This is a genomic window from Halobellus sp., from assembly GCF_042218505.1.
Classification (GTDB): Archaea; Halobacteriota; Halobacteria; order Halobacteriales; family Haloferacaceae; genus Haloquadratum.
The window spans coordinates 58,077-75,169 of sequence record NZ_JBDGQZ010000017.1 but is presented as its reverse complement, the minus strand read 5'-3'; the positions used below and the strand labels follow the sequence as shown (position 1 = coordinate 75,169).

The 17,093-nt window shown below is 62.1% G+C and carries 18 protein-coding genes; 10 read left to right on the top strand and 8 right to left on the bottom strand.

The genetic code is table 11. The annotated features are described in order from the left end of the window. Nucleotides 1–48: 48 nt before the first annotated feature. Nucleotides 49–402, bottom strand: coding sequence for a helix-turn-helix transcriptional regulator (locus ABEI27_RS05210; RefSeq protein ID WP_375798347.1), 354 nt, complete (start codon nt 400–402; stop codon nt 49–51). A 25-nt stretch (nt 403–427) separates the two neighbouring features. Further along, nucleotides 428–1,201 (bottom strand): NRDE family protein, encoded by a 774-nt coding sequence (locus ABEI27_RS05205; protein WP_375798346.1) that lies wholly within the window; start codon nt 1,199–1,201, stop codon nt 428–430. 104 nt (nt 1,202–1,305) lie between these two features. On the opposite strand from ABEI27_RS05205, the gene ABEI27_RS05200 reads away from it, so the two are divergent. After that, complete coding sequence (locus ABEI27_RS05200) at nt 1,306–1,743, top strand: universal stress protein (protein ID WP_375798345.1); 438 nt, start codon at nt 1,306–1,308, stop codon at nt 1,741–1,743. Nucleotides 1,744–1,944: 201 nt separating this feature from the next. Here the strand turns inward: ABEI27_RS05200 and purN are convergent, their stop codons facing one another. Beyond that, a complete protein-coding gene (purN, locus tag ABEI27_RS05195) occupies nt 1,945–3,537 on the bottom strand; it encodes a phosphoribosylglycinamide formyltransferase (RefSeq protein ID WP_375798344.1) in 1,593 nt (530 codons plus the stop codon). A 167-nt stretch (nt 3,538–3,704) separates the two neighbouring features. Between purN and purB the strand changes: the two genes are divergently transcribed. From purB to ABEI27_RS05170, 5 genes are all read left to right on the top strand, one after another. Further along, on the top strand, nt 3,705–5,102 hold the full coding sequence (purB, locus tag ABEI27_RS05190) for an adenylosuccinate lyase (protein ID WP_375798343.1): 1,398 nt from the start codon (nt 3,705–3,707) through the stop codon (nt 5,100–5,102). 47 nt (nt 5,103–5,149) lie between these two features. Next, nucleotides 5,150–6,226 (top strand): glucose 1-dehydrogenase, encoded by a 1,077-nt coding sequence (locus tag ABEI27_RS05185; RefSeq protein WP_375798342.1) that lies wholly within the window; start codon nt 5,150–5,152, stop codon nt 6,224–6,226. Beyond that, complete coding sequence (gene gfcR, locus ABEI27_RS05180) at nt 6,213–6,863, top strand: transcriptional regulator GfcR (protein WP_375798341.1); 651 nt, start codon at nt 6,213–6,215, stop codon at nt 6,861–6,863. Before ABEI27_RS05185 ends, gfcR begins: the two co-directional genes overlap by 14 nt. 108 nt (nt 6,864–6,971) lie before the next feature. Then, nucleotides 6,972–7,313: a glutaredoxin family protein gene (locus tag ABEI27_RS05175; protein WP_375798340.1), complete on the top strand. Its 342-nt coding sequence runs from the start codon at nt 6,972–6,974 to the stop codon at nt 7,311–7,313. 157 nt (nt 7,314–7,470) lie between these two features. Next, nucleotides 7,471–8,037 carry a hypothetical protein gene (locus ABEI27_RS05170; RefSeq protein ID WP_375798339.1) on the top strand — a complete coding sequence of 189 codons (567 nt, stop codon included), beginning with the start codon at nt 7,471–7,473 and terminating at the stop codon, nt 8,035–8,037. An 80-nt stretch (nt 8,038–8,117) separates the two neighbouring features. On the opposite strand, the gene ABEI27_RS05165 is transcribed toward ABEI27_RS05170, so the two are convergent. Further along, nucleotides 8,118–9,455, bottom strand: a complete 1,338-nt coding sequence (locus tag ABEI27_RS05165) for an aminomethyl transferase family protein (protein WP_375798338.1) — start codon at nt 9,453–9,455, stop codon at nt 8,118–8,120. A gap of 195 nt (nt 9,456–9,650) precedes the next feature. Here ABEI27_RS05165 and ABEI27_RS05160 point away from each other — a divergent pair, with 195 nt between their 5' ends. Continuing rightward, nucleotides 9,651–10,175, top strand: a complete 525-nt coding sequence (locus ABEI27_RS05160; RefSeq protein WP_375798337.1) for an amino acid-binding protein — start codon at nt 9,651–9,653, stop codon at nt 10,173–10,175. 27 nt (nt 10,176–10,202) lie between these two features. On the opposite strand, the gene ABEI27_RS05155 is transcribed toward ABEI27_RS05160, so the two are convergent. Further along, nucleotides 10,203–10,946 carry a type I 3-dehydroquinate dehydratase gene (locus ABEI27_RS05155; protein WP_375798336.1) on the bottom strand — a complete coding sequence of 248 codons (744 nt, stop codon included), beginning with the start codon at nt 10,944–10,946 and terminating at the stop codon, nt 10,203–10,205. A 260-nt stretch (nt 10,947–11,206) separates the two neighbouring features. Then, nucleotides 11,207–11,716: an MBL fold metallo-hydrolase gene (locus ABEI27_RS05150; RefSeq protein WP_375798335.1), complete on the bottom strand. Its 510-nt coding sequence runs from the start codon at nt 11,714–11,716 to the stop codon at nt 11,207–11,209. 521 nt (nt 11,717–12,237) lie between these two features. Here ABEI27_RS05150 and ABEI27_RS05145 point away from each other — a divergent pair. Next, on the top strand, nt 12,238–12,912 hold the full coding sequence (locus tag ABEI27_RS05145) for an MBL fold metallo-hydrolase (protein WP_375798334.1): 675 nt from the start codon (nt 12,238–12,240) through the stop codon (nt 12,910–12,912). An 85-nt stretch (nt 12,913–12,997) separates the two neighbouring features. Here the strand turns inward: ABEI27_RS05145 and ABEI27_RS05140 are convergent, their stop codons facing one another. Beyond that, nucleotides 12,998–14,041: a zinc-binding dehydrogenase gene (locus ABEI27_RS05140; protein WP_375798333.1), complete on the bottom strand. Its 1,044-nt coding sequence runs from the start codon at nt 14,039–14,041 to the stop codon at nt 12,998–13,000. A 131-nt stretch (nt 14,042–14,172) separates the two neighbouring features. Here ABEI27_RS05140 and ABEI27_RS05135 point away from each other — a divergent pair, with 131 nt between their 5' ends. Next, nucleotides 14,173–14,652: a TRAP transporter small permease gene (locus ABEI27_RS05135; protein ID WP_375798332.1), complete on the top strand. Its 480-nt coding sequence runs from the start codon at nt 14,173–14,175 to the stop codon at nt 14,650–14,652. Then, entirely contained in the window at nt 14,645–15,943 is a 1,299-nt protein-coding gene (locus ABEI27_RS05130; RefSeq protein ID WP_375798331.1) for a TRAP transporter large permease, read from the top strand. The genes ABEI27_RS05135 and ABEI27_RS05130 overlap by 8 nt, the downstream gene beginning before the upstream one ends. A gap of 52 nt (nt 15,944–15,995) precedes the next feature. On the opposite strand, the gene ABEI27_RS05125 is transcribed toward ABEI27_RS05130, so the two are convergent. After that, nucleotides 15,996–16,955 (bottom strand): AEC family transporter, encoded by a 960-nt coding sequence (locus ABEI27_RS05125; protein ID WP_375798330.1) that lies wholly within the window; start codon nt 16,953–16,955, stop codon nt 15,996–15,998. Between the last annotated feature and the right edge of the window lie 138 nt (nt 16,956–17,093).

Sequence of the window (17,093 nt, the reverse complement as noted above, 5' to 3'; positions counted from 1 at the left end):
TTGCGAGGTTTGTCTGCCCAACGTTCGACTGTCCGCAGCCTGACGGTTTCAGTACTCCTCGTACGCGAGGTTCATAAGCCACTGCGAGAATGCGTCGCTGTTGTGATTGACCTCCTCCTCGCCGATGAACGGCGAGAGCATATCGCCGGCCATCAGGAGCGCGAAGTCGAGGTCGCGGGCGGCTGGCTCGAGGTGGTAGGTGTTGTGCCCGTCGTAGACGGTCTCTTCGCGCTGGATAAGATCCTGCGACGAGAGTTTCTCGGCGATCCGACTCCCCTTTCGCGATGAAATATCGAGTTCCTTCCAGAAGTCGCTCTGGTGGATCCCACCCGTCTCTCGGATCAGTTCCAGCGCTTCCCGTTCGTCTTCCGAGAGATCGGCTTCGGCGGCACCTGCGCTCATACACCGATTCACGCCCGCGACTCGTTTAAAACTGACTTTCGACCCGGTCGAAGCCCGTCTCGCAAGGGGGCCCGTCCGCAAAGTGGAACTCGACGTCGCCGTCGGCCTCGAACGCGAATAGCGACGACGAGCGGGTCCCGAAGTCGCGCTCGTGCTTGTGTACGCAGACGCCGTAGTCGTGGTCACCGAGCACCTCGGCCGCCCGGTCTCGCCAGGCGACGGCGGAGTCGAACAGGTCGGGATTGAGGTCCCCGCGGAGTCGCTCGGCGTTGTGTGCTTGCACGGCGCCGACTTCCGGGTCACGCTCCGGTTTGATGTACTCGCCGTCGAGGCCGACGTTGACGACCACGTGAACGCCCGGACCCAGCCGTCGCACGCGGAGGTCGCCGTCCCACTCGAAGAGGTACGCCCTCGGTTCACCGGTCGCGCCTCCCCTGGTCCCGTCAGCGACGACTAGGTTGAATCCGTCGTAGGTGTCCGCTTCGACGGCTGACTCGACAGTCTCCCGCGCGGCGTCGGCGCTCTCCGCCCGAAGGACGTCGCGGACGAGTTGCCCCCGAGACCGTTCCCCGCCGCCATCGACCTGGACCCAGCGATTCGTCAGCCCGGCGAAGACCCCGCGCTCGTTGTAACCGATCCAGGTACCGCCGGCGACGGCGTCACGCGGCGCGAGGAACGCCGGGTCGCCGTCGACGACGCCGGGCGGCTCAGCCTCCCGGCCCAGCAACTCGTCGCGGTTCGCCGCAACCACCAGTGGCGCGTCGGCAAATGCTCGCCAGGCGAACGTGAGTGTACACACAGTCTTTGTACGTTCCACCCGCCAATATACCCTCCGTCAGCGGCATTTCGCTCGTCAGGAATCGGGAGACCGTTCAAGACCCCACCGGACGAAGTACGGACGAGATGTACGATCACGTACTCGTGCCGACCGACGGGAGCGAGGGAACGCGAGAGGCGCTCGATCACGCACTCGACATTGCGGCCACGCGAGATGCGACGGTCCACGCGCTCTCGGTGGTCGATCGACGGCTCTACCTGGCAGCCGGTGAGGACCAGAAGGCCGAACTGAAAACGTCCCTGGAAGACGACGCTCAAGAAGCGGTGGAGCGCGTCGCGACCGCCGCCGATGACTCGGGCGTCCACTGTGAAACGATCGTTCGCGATGGCATCCCCTACCGTGCTATTCTGGACTACGCCGAGGAGTCACCGATCGATCTCATCGTAATGGGAACACACGGGCGCTCGGGTCGCGACAAAATCCAGAATCTCGGGAGCGTCACCGAACGCGTCGTCGAGAACACCGATAGCCCCATTCTGGTCGTCCGAATGCCCGGGGAGTGACGCGCCGCCGGGTTTGCTGCCGGCGAGTACCTGGCCGCAGGTTTATTTAGGAGCGCGGGGCCAGACGCCCCGTGATGTAACGTTCGTCCCGCGTCGTGCTGCGGTTGTTCGGCACAGCGACGTGGGCTGTCGGCTGCAACGCCGACGAGCGGTGCCGACTGTTCGCCTTCTCTCCCGAGTTCAGATTCCCTACTGCTCTGCTCAGTCGTGTCTGAAGCACCGACGACCAGTGAACACCATCGGCATTTCGCGCTCGTCGCAGGCGGCGACGACGTCCTCGTCGTTGACGGAGCCGCCGGGTTGGATGACGGCCTCGACACCGGATTCGGCGGCTTCCTCGACGCCGTCGGGGAACGGGAAGAACGCGTCCGAGGCCATCACCGTTCCCTCGGGGTCCTTGCCCTCGGCGTGCTCGTCGGCCTTCATTGCGGCCAGTCGGACGGCGTCGACGCGGGAGACCTGTCCCATCCCGACGCCGACGGTCTCGGTCCCGTCCGCGAGGACGATGCCGTTGGACTTGACGTGCTTGAGCACCTTCCACGCGAAGAGCATCGTCTCCAGTTGCTCGTCGGTGAGTTTGGTCTCGGTGACGACCTCGACGTCTTCGGGATCCGGCGCCCAAAGGTCGCGTTCCTGAACGAGTCGGCCGCCGACCAGCGGCTTCTCCGTGATTCGATCGGTCCGTTCGCCGAGTGATCCCACCTCGAGAACGCGGAGGTCGTCCTTCTCACAGAGCACGTCGAGCGCGGCCTCGGTGTATCCTGGCGCGATGACGACCTCCTTGAACGAGTCGACGATCTCTGCGGCAGTGTCGGCGTCGCACTCGCGGTTCAACGCGACGATTCCCCCGAAGGCGCTCATCGGATCCGTCGAGAGGGCGTCGACGTAGGCGTCCACGAGCGAATCGGCGGTCGCACACCCCGCGGGGTTCGTGTGTTTGATCACGGCAGCCGCGGGTTCGTCGAACTCCTTCACGAGTTCGAGCGCGGCGTCGGCGTCGTTGTAATTGTTGTACGAGAGCCCCTTCGCGCCCTCGTTCAACTGAGGCGCGTCGACGACGCTCGCCTCCGTCGCGGCCGTATCGACGTATACGGCGGCGTCCTGGTGCGGGTTCTCGCCGTAGCGGAGCGTCGCCGTTCGATCGTTCGAGAGCGGGCGGCGCTCGGGGAAGTCGCCGCCGCCGTCGCCGTCGATGGACACCGACAAATCGCCGTCTTCCGCCTCGTGGATGTCGAGGCTTCCCTCGGAGAACCACCGGACTGCGCGAGGATACGCCGTGAATTCGGCGTCGTGAAGCACTCGCGACTTCAGTGAGTCCACGTCGTCGTCAGCGTACACCGGCACCGACTCCTGGGTGACGATCGGACCGGCGTCGACCTCCTCGGTCACGACGTGGACGGTGCAACCGGTCACGCTGACGCCCGCGCCGAGTACCCGGTCGTGGGCGTCGGTACCGGGAAACGACGGGAGAAGTGACGGGTGGACGTTGAGCGTCGTCGGCGTCGCGTCCAGGAACGTCTCGGTGAGGACCCGCATATAGCCATCCAGGCAGACCAGGTCGAAGTCGTAACTCGACAGTGCGTCGAGAACGCGACGCTCGTGTGACTCACGGGACTCGTCGTCGGCCCGTTCGACGACTTCCGTGGGAATGCCGCGCTCGGTCGCGGCGTCGAGGACCGGCGCGCCCTCGTGGTTCGAGACGACGACGCCGAGTTCCGCGTCGCCGGGCCGCCGCTCGTCGATATGTCGAAGGTTCCGTCCCCGATTGCTCGCCAGGCCGGCAATCTTGATCATACTGGAGCCCCCTCGCGCAGGTAGTAAGTCAGTTGTGGTCTCACCGAAGCGTCTATGCACAATTGCGGATAGCGAGGGCCGGATATTGGGTCTTACCCCGCTAATCTATACACGGGAATGGGATACTCATCGACACGCTTTTTTCAGCGCACGGGGACGATGGGCGTATGCAGGACCTCTCCCGTTCCGACCCGCTCGCGGCCGTCTCGCCGCTCGATGGGCGGTATGCGGGTCGAACCGAATCGCTCGTTCCGTACGCCAGCGAGGCGGCCCTGATGCGGGCGCGACTCCGGGTCGAAGTCGAATATCTCCTCGCGCTGTCCGACCTGGATGCAACGCCGTTGTCGCTCTCGGACGACGCGTGTGGACACCTTCGCTCGGTCGTCGAGACCTTCGATGGCGACGACGCACGACTTATCAAGCGTCTGGAGACAGAGGGCGCTGCGGGGTACAGCGCGACCAACCACGACGTGAAAGCCGTCGAGTACTTCCTCCGTACTGAGACCGACGAAACCGTCCACCCCTGGATTCACTTCGGACTCACCTCCGAGGACGTGAACAACCTCGCGCAGCGACTGCTCGTCAAACCCGCCGTCGAGAACGTGCTGATCCCGGCGATCACCGGCGTCCGCAACGAACTCGAAGCGCTCGCACACGAGTACGGCGACACGCCGATGCTCGCGCGAACCCACGGCCAGCCCGCGACGCCGACGACATTCGGCAAGGAGATGGCGGTCTATGCCGCCCGACTGGGCATCACGACGGGTCGCGTTGTCGACGCTGCGACTACCCTCTCGGGAAAACTCGCGGGGGCCTCTGGGACCTACGCGGCACACGTCGCCGCCTACCCCGACGTCGGCTGGCGGGACTTCTCGCAGTCGTTCGTCACCGGCCTCGGACTCGACCACACCGGACTCACGACGCAGGTCAATCCCTGCGACGACCTCGCGGCGCTGTTCGACGCGCTCCGGGGCGTCAACAACGTCCTCTTGGACCTCGACCGCGACGTCTGGCGCTACGTATCGGATCGATACCTCGGCCAGGAGGCCGCAGCGGGCGAGACCGGGTCGTCGACGATGCCGCACAAGGTGAACCCGATCGACTTCGAGAACAGCGAGGGGAACCTCTCGAAAGCGAACTCGGACCTGACCTTCCTCGCGGACTACGTGACCGCCTCGCGACTCCAGCGCGACCTCTCGGACTCGACGGTAAAACGGAATATCGGCGCGGCGTTCGCACACTGCCTCATCGGCTACGAGAAGAGTGAGGCCGGCCTGACCAAGGTCGTTCCCAACGAGACCGTGATGCGCGAAGAACTCGACGCTCATCCCGAGTTGATCGGCGAGGCCGTTCAGACCATCCTCCGGCGTGAGGGCGATACCGAGGCCTACGAGCGGGTCAAGGATCTCACCCGCGGCCACGACGTGACGCTCGAAGAGTTCTATGATCTCTTCGACGACCTCGCTGTCGAGGAATCCGTTCGCGACGAACTCCGAGCGCTCACCCCCGCCGACTACACCGGCATCGCGGCCGAACTCGTCGAGCAACGCCGACCGGATAGTTAACTCGCCATAGAATAAATCTTTTAGCGCTCCCGACGAGAGGGTAGTGTATGAAAGCTATCGCTGTCGAACCCGGGGCTGACGGCCCGGTCGTCATCGACGTCGAGCGGCCGACACCGGGGCCCGGGGCGGCGCTCGTCCGCACGCTCCGCGTCGGCGTCGACGGGACCGACGGGGAGGTAATCGCCGGACATCACGGAGGCTATCCGGCCGATTCGAACCACCTGATCCTCGGACACGAGGCGGTCGGCGTCGTCGAAGAACCGGGCGACACCCGATTCTCGATCGGGGACGTCGTCGCCCCGACGGTCCGCCGGCCGCCCGGCGCGTCCAACGAATACTTCGAACGGGGCGAGCCGGATATGGCACCCTCGGGCGCGTACTACGAACGCGGGATCGAGGGCGCACACGGCTATATGTCCGAATATTTCACCAGTCCGGGAGAGTATCTCGTTTCGGTGCCGTCGTCGCTCGCCGACCTGGGATTTCTTGTCGAACCGCTCTCGATAACCGAAAAAGCGCTCGAACTCGCGTACGCCTCCCGATCGTCGTTCGACTGGACCGCCGAGTCCGCCGTCGTTCTCGGAAACGGCAGCCTCGGTCTGCTCACGCTCGCGTATCTCCGAGAGAAGCACAATTACGACCGACTCTACTGCCTCGGGCGTCGCGACCGACCTGACCCCACGATCGACATCATTGAGGAACTGGGCGCGACCTACATCGATTCGCGCGAGACGCCGGTCGCCGAGATCCCCGCAGTCCACGAACCGATGGACCTGGTGTTCGAGGCGACGGGCTACGCCAAACACGCCTTCGAGACCGTGGCGGCGCTCGCCCCGAACGGCGTCGGCGCGCTGTTGGGCGTTCCGGAACCGTGGGAGTTCGACGTCGACGGCGGAAGGCTCCACCGGGAACTCGTCTTGCACAACAAGGCGCTCGTCGGGAGCGTCAACTCGAACGTCCGGCACTTCGAGGCCGCGGTTGCGGCTCTGAACAAATTCCCTGCGTGGCTCTTTGAAGATCTGGTCACCGGGGTGTACGACGTCTCACAGTTCGAGGCGGCCTTCGACGACGACGACACCACTATAAAAACAGCCGTGCAATTCAGCGAGTATGAAGAACGTTGACGACCTCATTGCAAGCGCGGCCGAACTCGCAGAACGTGGGCTCTCGAAGGGTGAAATCGCTGACGAGCTGAACGTCTCCCGGGAGACGGCCAGTTGGCTGGTGGAACGCAGCGGTTCGAGTGGCTATGACGATCGCGAACCGACCGCAACGTCGGGCGCCGAGGGCAGCGGTCCACACGACATCCACGTCGACTGGAGTGCAGTGGGCCGGGACTCCGCCCGGCTCACGCAGATCGGTCGGGCGATGGCTGATCTCCTTTCGAAGGAAGGCGAGGCAGTCGATCTGACGATCGGTATCGAGAAGGCGGGCGCGCCGCTGGCGACGGTCGTCGCGAAGGATCTGGACACCGACTTGGGCTCGTACGCGCCGGCGAAACACCAGTGGGAGGAAGGCGACATCGAGGAACTCGGCGGTTCGTTCTCTCGAAACTTCGCGCAGATCCGTGACCGCGAGTGCTACGTCGTCGACGACATCGTCACCTCGGGGACGACGATGGGCGAGACGATCGAAGCCATCCGCGAAGAGGGCGGCGAGCCCGTCGCCTGTGTCGTGATCGTCGACAAGCAGGGGATCGACACTATCGAGGGCGTCCCGGTGTACTCGCTGATTGACGTCGTCCGCGTCGGCGAGGAGTAACCATCGTCCTCCGTCTCAGCCGTCTATTCCCGTCGCACCCCGTCCGGTCCCCGAGTGTCTCGTCGCGCCGACGCAACCCCTTTGTCTGCCCGCCGCATACGAGTAGGTATGACGTTCCAGCCCGAATCCGATCTGAGCGATGAAGAGGTCCGCGAACGGGTCGACGGCGCCATCGAGTCCAACGACGTGGTGTTGTTTATGAAGGGGAACCGCCTGATGCCGCAGTGCGGCTACTCTCAGCGCGCGGTCGAACTCATCTCACAGCACGTCGAGGAGTTCGAGACCATCGACGTGCTCCCCGCGCTGGATCACTACCGAAGTGCGCTCGAAGCCCACAGCGGTTGGGAGACGATTCCGCAGACGTACGTCGACGGCGAGTTCGTCGGGGGGAGCGACATTCTTGCGGAACTCGACGAACGCGGTGAGCTTGAAGAGACGCTCGGCGCATAAAGCGTTCTCGAAAAGTACGTTGGAGTGACATATTTATGGTAGTCGCTGTCACCCACCAGATGCAGAGGCCCTATAAGCCCCCGGCCCGTACCAACACACAGGTACAGACGTCGCGTCGCGCCGTCTCGTACGGCTACCACCCAACCCCAGATTAACTATGTCAGGCCGCGTATACCGACTTCACTCGACACTGGAACTGCCCCTCGAAGATGTCGAAGAGTACCTGAACGGTGACCCGGACCTGCCCTCCGAGGTCGACGACGTCGAGGTGACCCGTCGAAACAACACACTCATTCTCAAGGCCGTCGCCGCCGAGGATAATCTCAGCAAATACACCCCGACTGCCCAGTTGAAAGCGAGCATCACGGAGAATCGCGTTTACGAGGAGGAACCGCCGCGCGCTGGCGCCCCGCGCTGGGAGGAAGAAGAAGAGGAGATCCCCTCCGAACTCGTTGAGTTCGCCTGCTTCAAGGGCGACCGCGAGACCGTGCTTCAGAACACGGCGCTGCAGTATCCGATGTTTCTCGTCCTGCGCGAGATTGCGCTGCGTGCCGAGAAAGGCACGCTCACCGCAATCACCGAGATCGACGACGAACTTCACGCCCACCGGATTGTCGAGGGCGAGGAGCGCCCGGCGAGCATCGAAGTCGTCGAGAACCCCTCGAAGAGCGAAAACGGCTCGAACGGCGTGAACTGGCGCGACAACAAGTTCATCTCGGACTGACCCTTCCTCACCGGCGGTCGGGACTCGAAACCCTCTGCGAGACGCAGTGAAGATCCACACAACGACGCGTTCTGGGCTGTTCAGCGACGATCCTGCTTGTATGGCGCTTTCGCGACAGTCGCGCTAATTTCCCTCTCGACGTGGCGCTCGACGCTGTCGTTACCGGAGCCGTCGGCCTCGCCCCAGGTGAGCGTCACCTCGGTCCCGGGCTCTGCGTACTCGGTGTCGACGAGCGCGAGCGACAGCATCTCTCGGTGGTTGTAGAGGTAACTCATCCACTTCGAGACGCCGACGTGTTCGCCGTCTTTCGTGACCTCGTCGTAGTGACACGCCGACGAACGAGGCGTCGGCATATTCATAAACTTGTGCGACGCACCCTCGCGGAATAGCGACGCGAACACGTCCACGACGTCCTCGTCGTCCCACACGAGCGTGACCTTCTTGCGCTCGGGGTCATCCATCTCGGCCTGCAGGGCCGCCTTGCCGACGAAGTCGTGATCGAAGTCGATAATGTGGTCGTAGCCGACCTCGATCGGCGTGACGTAGTAGTCTTCGACGTCGTCGGAGTCGTAGCTCCCACCGATTGAGATGAGTCCCCGGCGGACCGAGAGCCACTCGCGGAAGTCCTGCATCTCCTCGCCGCTGTAGATCGCGGGGAGCGGGAGCGGCAGCCACCCGAGCACGACGTTGGCGCTCTGGTAACTCTTCCCGCCGAGGCGGCGGATGCCGTAGTCCTCGCCGGCGTCGAGAACTGCCTGTTTCACCGTCTCGGCGTCGTCGTAATCGCCCCAGAACTCGAAGCCGGCCTCGCCCGCCATCCCGTGACGCAGCAGGTAGGCGTCGACGCCGTCGATCGAGATCTCTCCGAACCGGAAGAAGCTCAGGTCGGGGAGGTCGCCGTCGACCGCCTCGGCCATCACGTCGACAGCGTCGGGGCCCTGGACCTGATACCGGAAGTTGTTCGGATCGTCACCGGTCGCGGCCGGACGAGGCTGCATCTCGACGTCGATGTCGTACGCTCCGGTCGCCGCCTGGTAGTCCAGCCAGTTGTGTGCGGCTGCTGCACCGACGCTGAGGAACTGGTCCTCGGCCTCCCGGAAGAGAATGGCGTCGCCGATGAGGTAGCCGTCCGGATTGGCGACGACGAGCTGTTTGGCTTGCCCGACGTCGAACTGGCTGAAGTCGTTGACCGCGTAGTCACTGTAGAGATCGATGGCTTCCCGCCCCTCGATCCGGAGATCTGTCATATGATACGACTGATCCGCGAGCGCGACGCTCTCCTGCCACGCGCGCTGTTCTTCGATCCAGTGTGTGTACTCGTCAGGAACGTTGGTGAAGTTCCCGAGGCCGAGGTCGCGCAGCAGGTCGACCTCACTCGCTGCAGCCTCCAGTACGTCGGCTAAGGTACGGTCTGACATCTCGCAGCCCTACAATCGGGCAGACCAACATAATACTTTATGAAAGATCGTCGAGAGCGATCGGCGGACGAAGTCGATGCAGGCGACTCCCTGTGAATTTCGAGCGGTGGAACACACGCCCTCGGCAGTATACTTATTTTATCGCCGACAGAGGATCACACGTATGATTCGCAGGGCGACCGAGGTGAACTGCCGATGAGCGACACACAGACCGAGGTCCGGGCGTACACGCTCCGCTTGGAACTGATCGATGAACCCGGCGAACTCCTCCGGTCACTCCGGCCGATCGCCGACAACGGCGGGAACCTCCTCTCGATCTTTCACGAGCGCGGGAACGTCACCCCGCGCGGCCACATTCCCGTCGAAGTCGACGTGGAGGCCACGCCGGACCGGTTCGAGATGATCATCGACGACCTCCGCGACGCCGGCATCAACGTCATCCAGGCGGGAACCGAGCGCTACAGCGAGGGGCTCACGGTGATTCTCTCGGGGCACGTCATCGACACCGACCTTTCGAACACGCTCTCGCGGATCCAGGAATCCGCCAACGCGAGCGTCACGGACCTCTCGTTGGCCGCGCCCGACGGAACGAGCGACGTCTCTAGCGCGCGGATCCGTATTGCAGCCGAGCGCGGCGCAACCGACCAGGTCATTGCGAAACTCCGGTCGATTGCGGCGGAGAAGGATCTTCGACTCGTCGAACCGCTCAAACCAGCGTAGAAACCGGCCGAGGACGCAGCTCTTCGGTCAGTTCGGGAGCGAGAGTTCCGAGGGAACACCCACGCCGTTCTCGACAGCCTCGATCCGTTCGAGGTTCGCTCCGTCGATCCGGGTCGATTCGACGAGCGCTCTCAGTTTGGCCAGGGGGATCTGTCCGGGGGCGTACTCGCTGTCGTCGTCGAGAAGCGGCGCATAGCCGAGTTTTGAGCCGTAAATGTGGCCGATAACGCGCGTGTGGCTGCCCGTTTCGCCCATCGCGATGCCGGCCGCACTAATTCCCGCTTCGGTCGCTTCGTGAAGCGCCCTCAGAAGCGTCAGCGTGTCCGAGAGGTCTTCAGGATAGATCGCGACTTTCGCAATCTCGCCGTAACTGGCACACTGCTCGATGATCGCAGTGAGGACGCCTTTCTCGGGTGTCGAGTCGAAATCGTGATGCGAGATGATCAACTGAACGTCGTTCCCTCTGAACTCGTCTAGGACCCACTCTTTTGCCCGCGCGGTCTCCAGTTCGATGTCGACGAACGCGACCTCGTCGAATCGCGACGCCGCAAAGAGCGTGTCGAGTCGCCCCTGATCTCTCGCCTTGCCGCCGAACCACTGATTGCGGTTCGTCGCGATAATCGGGAGTTCGCCGTCGTACGCTTCGAGTTGTTCGATCGGATCCTCGGCTTTGTCCATCCGGAATTCGACGATGTCCGCCTTCCCTCGGACCTCCGCCTCGCGTGTGAGGTCGTTTGTTGTGGCTGCGAGGGCGAAGTCGTCGATTTGCATTGTCACCGTGTAGCATCCGTCTGGTTATAAATTTGCTCATCGGTGTCGTGACCGGTCGAGACGTGTCAGCGCCATTGGATTATATGGTACAGTAAATATGATATTTAATTGAATGTATAGTTGAACACTAATCTCGCACACTTAAAAAAAGCCATAGAAGAAGTTTTTAAATGGATAGCAAGCTATTATCTGCAAAATATATATGAAATCAAATATTTATTTTTATTTGGTGTTTATGCTCCAAACTGCGCCGGACTCCGTCAGTCGTAGGTGAGGTTCCACTCTCTGTTGAGGAGCCAATCGTCGAGTTTCTCTCCAGGCTCCGCAAGACTGTGACTTCCGTGGCTGACCAGGACAGTCTCGACGTCGTAGTCGAAGCACTTCCCCGGATTTCGCTCGGCCGTGGCGTGGCTGTAATCGGTGAACTGCTCTCCGGGCGGAAGTTTATATCCTAGCGGGAGTCCCCGCCGACCCGAGGCTTCCAGCGAGTCGCAGGCGATGAGGACCGACTCCTCCTCGAAGAGAAAACTGCTGTTCGCCACCGTGTGGTCGGGCACCTGGACGGTGCGGATGCCACCGAGCAATTCGTCGCCGTCGCTGAAGTGAGCATCGGCATTGTAGTCGAGCGCGACGTAGAAGCTCGGCGATCCGCCGGGGCCCAGCAGTTCCGGATCGAACGCTTCCAGCAGCGCGGGCACGCTCACGAAGCGTCCCTCGTCGTCGTGGGACACGATAAGACGGTCGAGACCGCCGTACTCCGATTCGAGCATCGACGCCAGTTCCTCCCCGTCGTCGGGAAACCCGGCGTCGATGACAGAACCTCGCCGGTGGGCCGGTCGTTGAGCACGAAGACACGGACGTGCTCTAACTGGACAGTGTCCACACTCTCGATGGGACTGTTGATCGACATCGTCGCCGCTTACGAATAAATACAGGTGCTGGATCTCCATTATCTGGATCCGCAGGAACTCGACCCGCTAGCCGCCACCTCTGCTGGCTTGGGTCGACTGGCTGAGTTCCGATTGTTTCCCTCTTACTGAGTTTCTCATCTCCCGTTTCAACGATGCTGGAACGAGATCGACGGCTTACCCACTGTTTATAACACTCGTACGGTTGTTATCGCTATCTGTGATCGCCGCCATACAGTGCTGGTTTTCAACAATAGTGAAACCGGAGTCGGACAGACACACACTCACTCAGGCGGGGTCAGCGGCTCCGCGCCCGGCGCTGGCGGATGCTGGGACGACGATCAACAGGATTATGTCTTAGAACGATCGAACGCGACGTACGAATGACTGTCAGCAACGTCGTCGACGGTATCGACCAGGTTCAGTTCGAGCACGTCCGCGTGTTCGTCCTCGAAGATATGCCGAACCACGGGGAGGTCACCCTCGTCGATACCGCGTTCGACGAGAACGGCGCGGAACTCGTCGAAACGCTCGATACGGAGTACGGGAGAGTGGACCGGATCATCCTGACCCACGGAGACCACGGTCATCACGGCGGACTCTCCCACGTCGTCGATGCGTTCGATCCCGAACTGGCGATGCCGGCCGACGAGTCAAAACTCTACGACCATCTTGATGAGGCAGGCATCGACATCGACCCCGACGTGGCCTACGAGGACGGCGATCTGCTCGCAGGAAACATTCGGGTCATCCAGGTGCCCGGCCACACTGAAGCCACCTCCGCGCTGTTGCTCGAGGACCGCGACATTCTCATCTCGGGCGACGTGCTGGACGGGTCCGACCGCGGTGGACTGCCGGCAGGATACCTGCTCCCGCCACCGGCGTTGTTCAATGCGAACCACGAGGACGCCGAACGCAACCTCTACACCCTGCTCGGTCACGACTTCGACACCCTGCTCGTTTTCCACGGCTCCCACGTCTTCGAGAATCCGAAAAGAAAACTCGACGAGTATCTCGTCGAGCGCGAGTGGAACGAGTGGGACCCACGAACCGACTGAACGCGACACAATACCCCGCGTCGCACTCACTCTGTGTATTGTACCCGACTCTCTATGGACTCGGACGTGCTGTCTTGGGCGACGCTCAGTCGCGGAGTACGGAGACGTCGAATACGGGTTTGCAGGTTTCGCCACCGAGGAAGGATTCGAACGCGGCCTCGGCGTCGAGGAGACTGAATCGGTCGTCGAGGAACGTGGCGTGGTCCACATCGCCGGAAGCCATCAACTTGAACGCGCGGTCGAAGTCCTGAAACAGTGCGCTGTAGGAGCACTGGAGTTCGACTTCGGCGCGGACGAGTTGAGTCGTCGACACCGTCGTGTCACCGGCCTGCCCGACGAGGACGATCTGTCCGCCCTTTCGGACTCCGTCGACGGACATCGGGAGTCCGGAGGGATGACCGGTCGTGTCGAACACCACGTCGTACCCGATGCCGTCGGTGAACGTCTCACAGAAGCCGTCGGGATCAGCGGTCTCGACGTTGATCGTCTCGAAGCCGAGGTCTTCGGCGAGTGGCAGTCGGTATCCGGTGTCTGAGCCGATCCCGGCGACGGCGACCGCTCCCCCCTGGGCACGTGCGACCTGTGCCGTGAGCAGGCCGATCGGTCCCGGACCAGCGACGAGCACCCGATCGCCCGCACCGACGCGGGAGTTCTCGATGACTGCCCGGGTACAGACGGCCGTAGGCTCGGCGACTGCGGCGTGTCGTGGTTCGACGTCATCGGGAACTATCTGGAGCGTCTCTTCAGGGGCGACTGTGTACCCCGCGTACGCGCCGTCACGATCAATCCCGGTTAGTTCGATGTCCTGACAGATGTTCTCCAGTCCGGACTGGCACTGAAAACACTCGCCACAACCGCGGATTGGACGTTCGACGACCCGGTTTCCGGGGTCGAAGCGTGTGACCGAATCGCCGACGTCGACGACGCGGCCGGTGTACTCGTGCCCGATGATTGTGGGCAACTCCATCCGCTCGAACGCCGGTTTGAACTCGTAGATGCCGGCGTCACTCCCACAGAGGCCAGCGTAGTCGACCTCGATCAGGACCTCGTCCGACGCGGGTTCGGGGCGCTCGTTGTCGACGAGTTCTACGTAACCGGACTCACGCCCGGTCTTCGCTAATCCGCGCATACGGGTAGAAATCAATTCACATATTATAATCTTTCGTCCTCGGCGGCCCAATCATCACGACAGCCGCTCCGACGGAGAGGACCTCGGTAGTATTCAAAGAATTTATAATCGTTGATGATTTCTCATCGCCTATGGCATCGGACTGGTACGACAGAGCCACCGTCGCAGTCGGCGTCTTGCTGCTCAACGCGATGTTGGTAGTCGGCGTCATCCAAGTACTGAATCGATACGTAGGTTTCCCGATAGAACTGTACTGGACGTATGAGGTCGCCAGAACGATGCTCGCGTTGATGACGATTCTCGGGATTCCGTATCTCTTCAAGCGAGACGGAGACATTTCGTTTCTGCCGGTTCTCCGGCGGGTCACGTCCCAAACCGACCGGTTCCTGTTGGTGCGGAACGTCCTGATGAGCGGACTCTCGATCGTACTCGTCTGGTCAGCGTACCTCGCGTACCTGACGTCAGGCGACACCACGCTCCCGACAGTTACCTGGTTTAAAATCGCGTGGGGGTACGTGTTTTTCGGTGCAGCCGCCGCGATTCTGTTTGTGATCGTCGTGAGCGATACCAAGCGTCGTCTCGAGGAGGTTCTCGGAGGGTCAGATGTCTGAACTCTTACTCGTGGCCTTCATCGGGATTCTGTTTCTGCTCTACGGGATCGGCGTCCCCGCCGCCTACTCGCTGGCACTGACGGTGATTTTCGTTATGCTTCTGCCGGTCGGACCGGAGCTGAACTTCACCGTCATCACCCAGCGCTTCTGGTCGGGTATGAACTCCTGGGTACTGTTGGCCGTCCCGTTCTTCCTGATGGCGGGCCGGATTATGAACATCACCGGAATCACCGACGATATGTTCAATTTCGCCACCGAACTCGTGGGTCCCGTCCGTGGCGGACTCGCGCAGGTGAACGTGGTCGTGAGTCTGATCTTCTCCGGAATGAGCGGGTCGGCCGTCGCTGACGCAGCCGGTATCGGAAGCGTAGAATACGAGGCGATGACCACGAACGGGTACGAAGGCGAAGACGCCGTCGGCATTACGGGGGCGTCGTCGATTATCGGTCCGATCATCCCACCCAGCATTCCCATCGTCGTCTACGCCGTGCTGGCCCAGGAGTCTATCGGGACGCTGTTCATCGCCGGTGTCGTCCCCGGACTGCTGATGGCGCTGGCGATGGCCGGAACGGTCTATTACCTGGCGCGCACACAGGACTGGCCGAGTGCAGGATCGTACGACTTCTCCAGCCTCTTCGAGTCGTTCCTCAAGGCGATTCCGGGGCTGATGGCCCCGCTCATCATCATCGGTGGGATCCTCTTCGGGATTTTCACCGCCACCGAAGCGGCGCTCGTCGCGGTCGTGTACGCGATCCTGCTGGGATTCTTTTATTACCGCTCGATTACGATGCAGGATCTCTATGAGGTGAGCAAGGAGACGTTCGAGGACACCGCCAGTATCGTGGTGATCTTCGGCTTCGCGAACCTCTATGCCTACTGGCTGACGCTCGCCGGCATCCCAGATATGATCGGGGGCATCGTCACCGGGCTCGGGGCGAGCACTACAGTCACGATGCTGCTCCTCGCGCTGGTGCTGCTGGTGCTTGGGACGTTTATGGAGGGGATGGCAGTGCTCCTAATTATGGTTCCGATGCTGGTTCCGTTGTATCCCGAACTGGGGATCGACCCGGTTCACTTCGGCATCGTGATGGTCGTGACGCTGATGTACGGTCTCATCACGCCCCCGTTCGGACTCATACTGTTCGTGCTCGAACGGGTGACGAACGAGTCGCTCGACGAGGTTATGCGGTCGATGCTACCTTACTATCTCCCGCTGCTGGTGGTGCTTCTCCTCGTGATCCTGTATCCGGATCTCTCGCTCGTGCTTCCCGAAGCGTTCGGCCTGCTCTGAGTGGCCACCAGCGTATTTTAGTGTCCACTTCTCGTGGTCTCTACTCCGCCGATCAAATGATAACCCCGGCCTGAAGAACCGTGATGATAACAGCGAGCAGCGGAATGGACGCCAGCGTGGTCACAAACACGTTGGCGGAGACGAACTCCGGGAGCGATATGCCCCTGACGGTCGTGTCACTCGCGATCTCACCGACGAATATGATCGGGGCCACGGCCACAGGCATCGCGGTGAGCAGGACGAACACGCGCCCCACGATCGGATCCTGAAACCCGAGCGTCACGGCGACGACGATCCCGACCAGTGGGGAGACGACGAAGCGAAACAGCGTCGGCATCACCGTCATCGAAAGGGCCCCGTGGTACTCCGTCTTCGACAACTGCACCCCCAGAATCAGGAGCATAACCGGAATCGAGGCCTCCCCGACGAGCCCGAGCGTCTCCATCAGCGGCGACGCGGCGTCGGGGACGACGCCGGCGGCACGCGCCAGAACTGTGAGGAAAACTGCGTAGATCAGCGGGTAGCGTAACACACGCTTCGTGACCCCGCCAATTCCGTTGTCCCCGGACCGCAGCGCGATAAACAGTCCGAGCGTGAACACCAATGCCCCGTGAACCGCTGCGAAGAGCACCGCAGTCTGCCGCCCGACGTCCCCATATGCGAAGTCGGCCAGCGGGATCCCCAGTGCGCCGGTGTTGCCGAACGCCGTGACGAGCACGAAGGCATTCAGCACTGCGCCTTCCTTGTTCGTCACCGCTCCGTAGAGCCAACTCACGGCGAGCACGCCCGCCAGAAACACTCCGACGCCGACGGTTATCTTCAGTAACGCACTGGCCGTGAGCTCGGTTAGTGCGATGCTGTGGATCACGAGTGCGGGGGTCAGCACGAACAACGAAAGCGTGTTGAGCGGGCCGGGATCGATTCCCCGTGCACGGTTCAACAAGAAGCCAGCCGTGAGAATCAACAGAATCGGAAAAATCGCGGACGCGACGGTCCCGAGGGCAGAGGGCATACAAATGAAATCGCGCAGCAAACATAAAAGTGCTGTCGGTCCATCGTCGCGCGCCTATGTCGATCCGGTCTCAGCACCGCCGCGGGCTACGACAACTCCCTGTGACCACGTCACAATAAAATTATAAAATGGGCGAGC

Excerpts from the sequence above, each read along its gene's own strand:
- ABEI27_RS05210 (WP_375798347.1), bottom strand. The coding sequence starts at position 402 with ATGAGCGCAGGTGCCGCCGAAGCCGATCTCTCGGAAGACGAACGGGAA.
- ABEI27_RS05200 (WP_375798345.1), top strand. The coding sequence starts at position 1,306 with ATGTACGATCACGTACTCGTGCCGACCGACGGGAGCGAGGGAACGCGA.
- purN (WP_375798344.1), bottom strand. The coding sequence starts at position 3,537 with ATGATCAAGATTGCCGGCCTGGCGAGCAATCGGGGACGGAACCTTCGA.
- purB (WP_375798343.1), top strand. The coding sequence starts at position 3,705 with ATGCAGGACCTCTCCCGTTCCGACCCGCTCGCGGCCGTCTCGCCGCTC.
- ABEI27_RS05185 (WP_375798342.1), top strand. The coding sequence starts at position 5,150 with ATGAAAGCTATCGCTGTCGAACCCGGGGCTGACGGCCCGGTCGTCATC.
- gfcR (WP_375798341.1), top strand. The coding sequence starts at position 6,213 with ATGAAGAACGTTGACGACCTCATTGCAAGCGCGGCCGAACTCGCAGAA.
- ABEI27_RS05175 (WP_375798340.1), top strand. The coding sequence starts at position 6,972 with ATGACGTTCCAGCCCGAATCCGATCTGAGCGATGAAGAGGTCCGCGAA.
- ABEI27_RS05170 (WP_375798339.1), top strand. The coding sequence starts at position 7,471 with ATGTCAGGCCGCGTATACCGACTTCACTCGACACTGGAACTGCCCCTC.
- ABEI27_RS05165 (WP_375798338.1), bottom strand. The coding sequence starts at position 9,455 with ATGTCAGACCGTACCTTAGCCGACGTACTGGAGGCTGCAGCGAGTGAG.
- ABEI27_RS05160 (WP_375798337.1), top strand. The coding sequence starts at position 9,651 with ATGAGCGACACACAGACCGAGGTCCGGGCGTACACGCTCCGCTTGGAA.
- ABEI27_RS05155 (WP_375798336.1), bottom strand. The coding sequence starts at position 10,946 with ATGCAAATCGACGACTTCGCCCTCGCAGCCACAACAAACGACCTCACA.
- ABEI27_RS05150 (WP_375798335.1), bottom strand. The coding sequence starts at position 11,716 with ATGCTCGAATCGGAGTACGGCGGTCTCGACCGTCTTATCGTGTCCCAC.
- ABEI27_RS05145 (WP_375798334.1), top strand. The coding sequence starts at position 12,238 with ATGACTGTCAGCAACGTCGTCGACGGTATCGACCAGGTTCAGTTCGAG.
- ABEI27_RS05140 (WP_375798333.1), bottom strand. The coding sequence starts at position 14,041 with ATGCGCGGATTAGCGAAGACCGGGCGTGAGTCCGGTTACGTAGAACTC.
- ABEI27_RS05135 (WP_375798332.1), top strand. The coding sequence starts at position 14,173 with ATGGCATCGGACTGGTACGACAGAGCCACCGTCGCAGTCGGCGTCTTG.
- ABEI27_RS05130 (WP_375798331.1), top strand. The coding sequence starts at position 14,645 with ATGTCTGAACTCTTACTCGTGGCCTTCATCGGGATTCTGTTTCTGCTC.
- ABEI27_RS05125 (WP_375798330.1), bottom strand. The coding sequence starts at position 16,955 with ATGCCCTCTGCCCTCGGGACCGTCGCGTCCGCGATTTTTCCGATTCTG.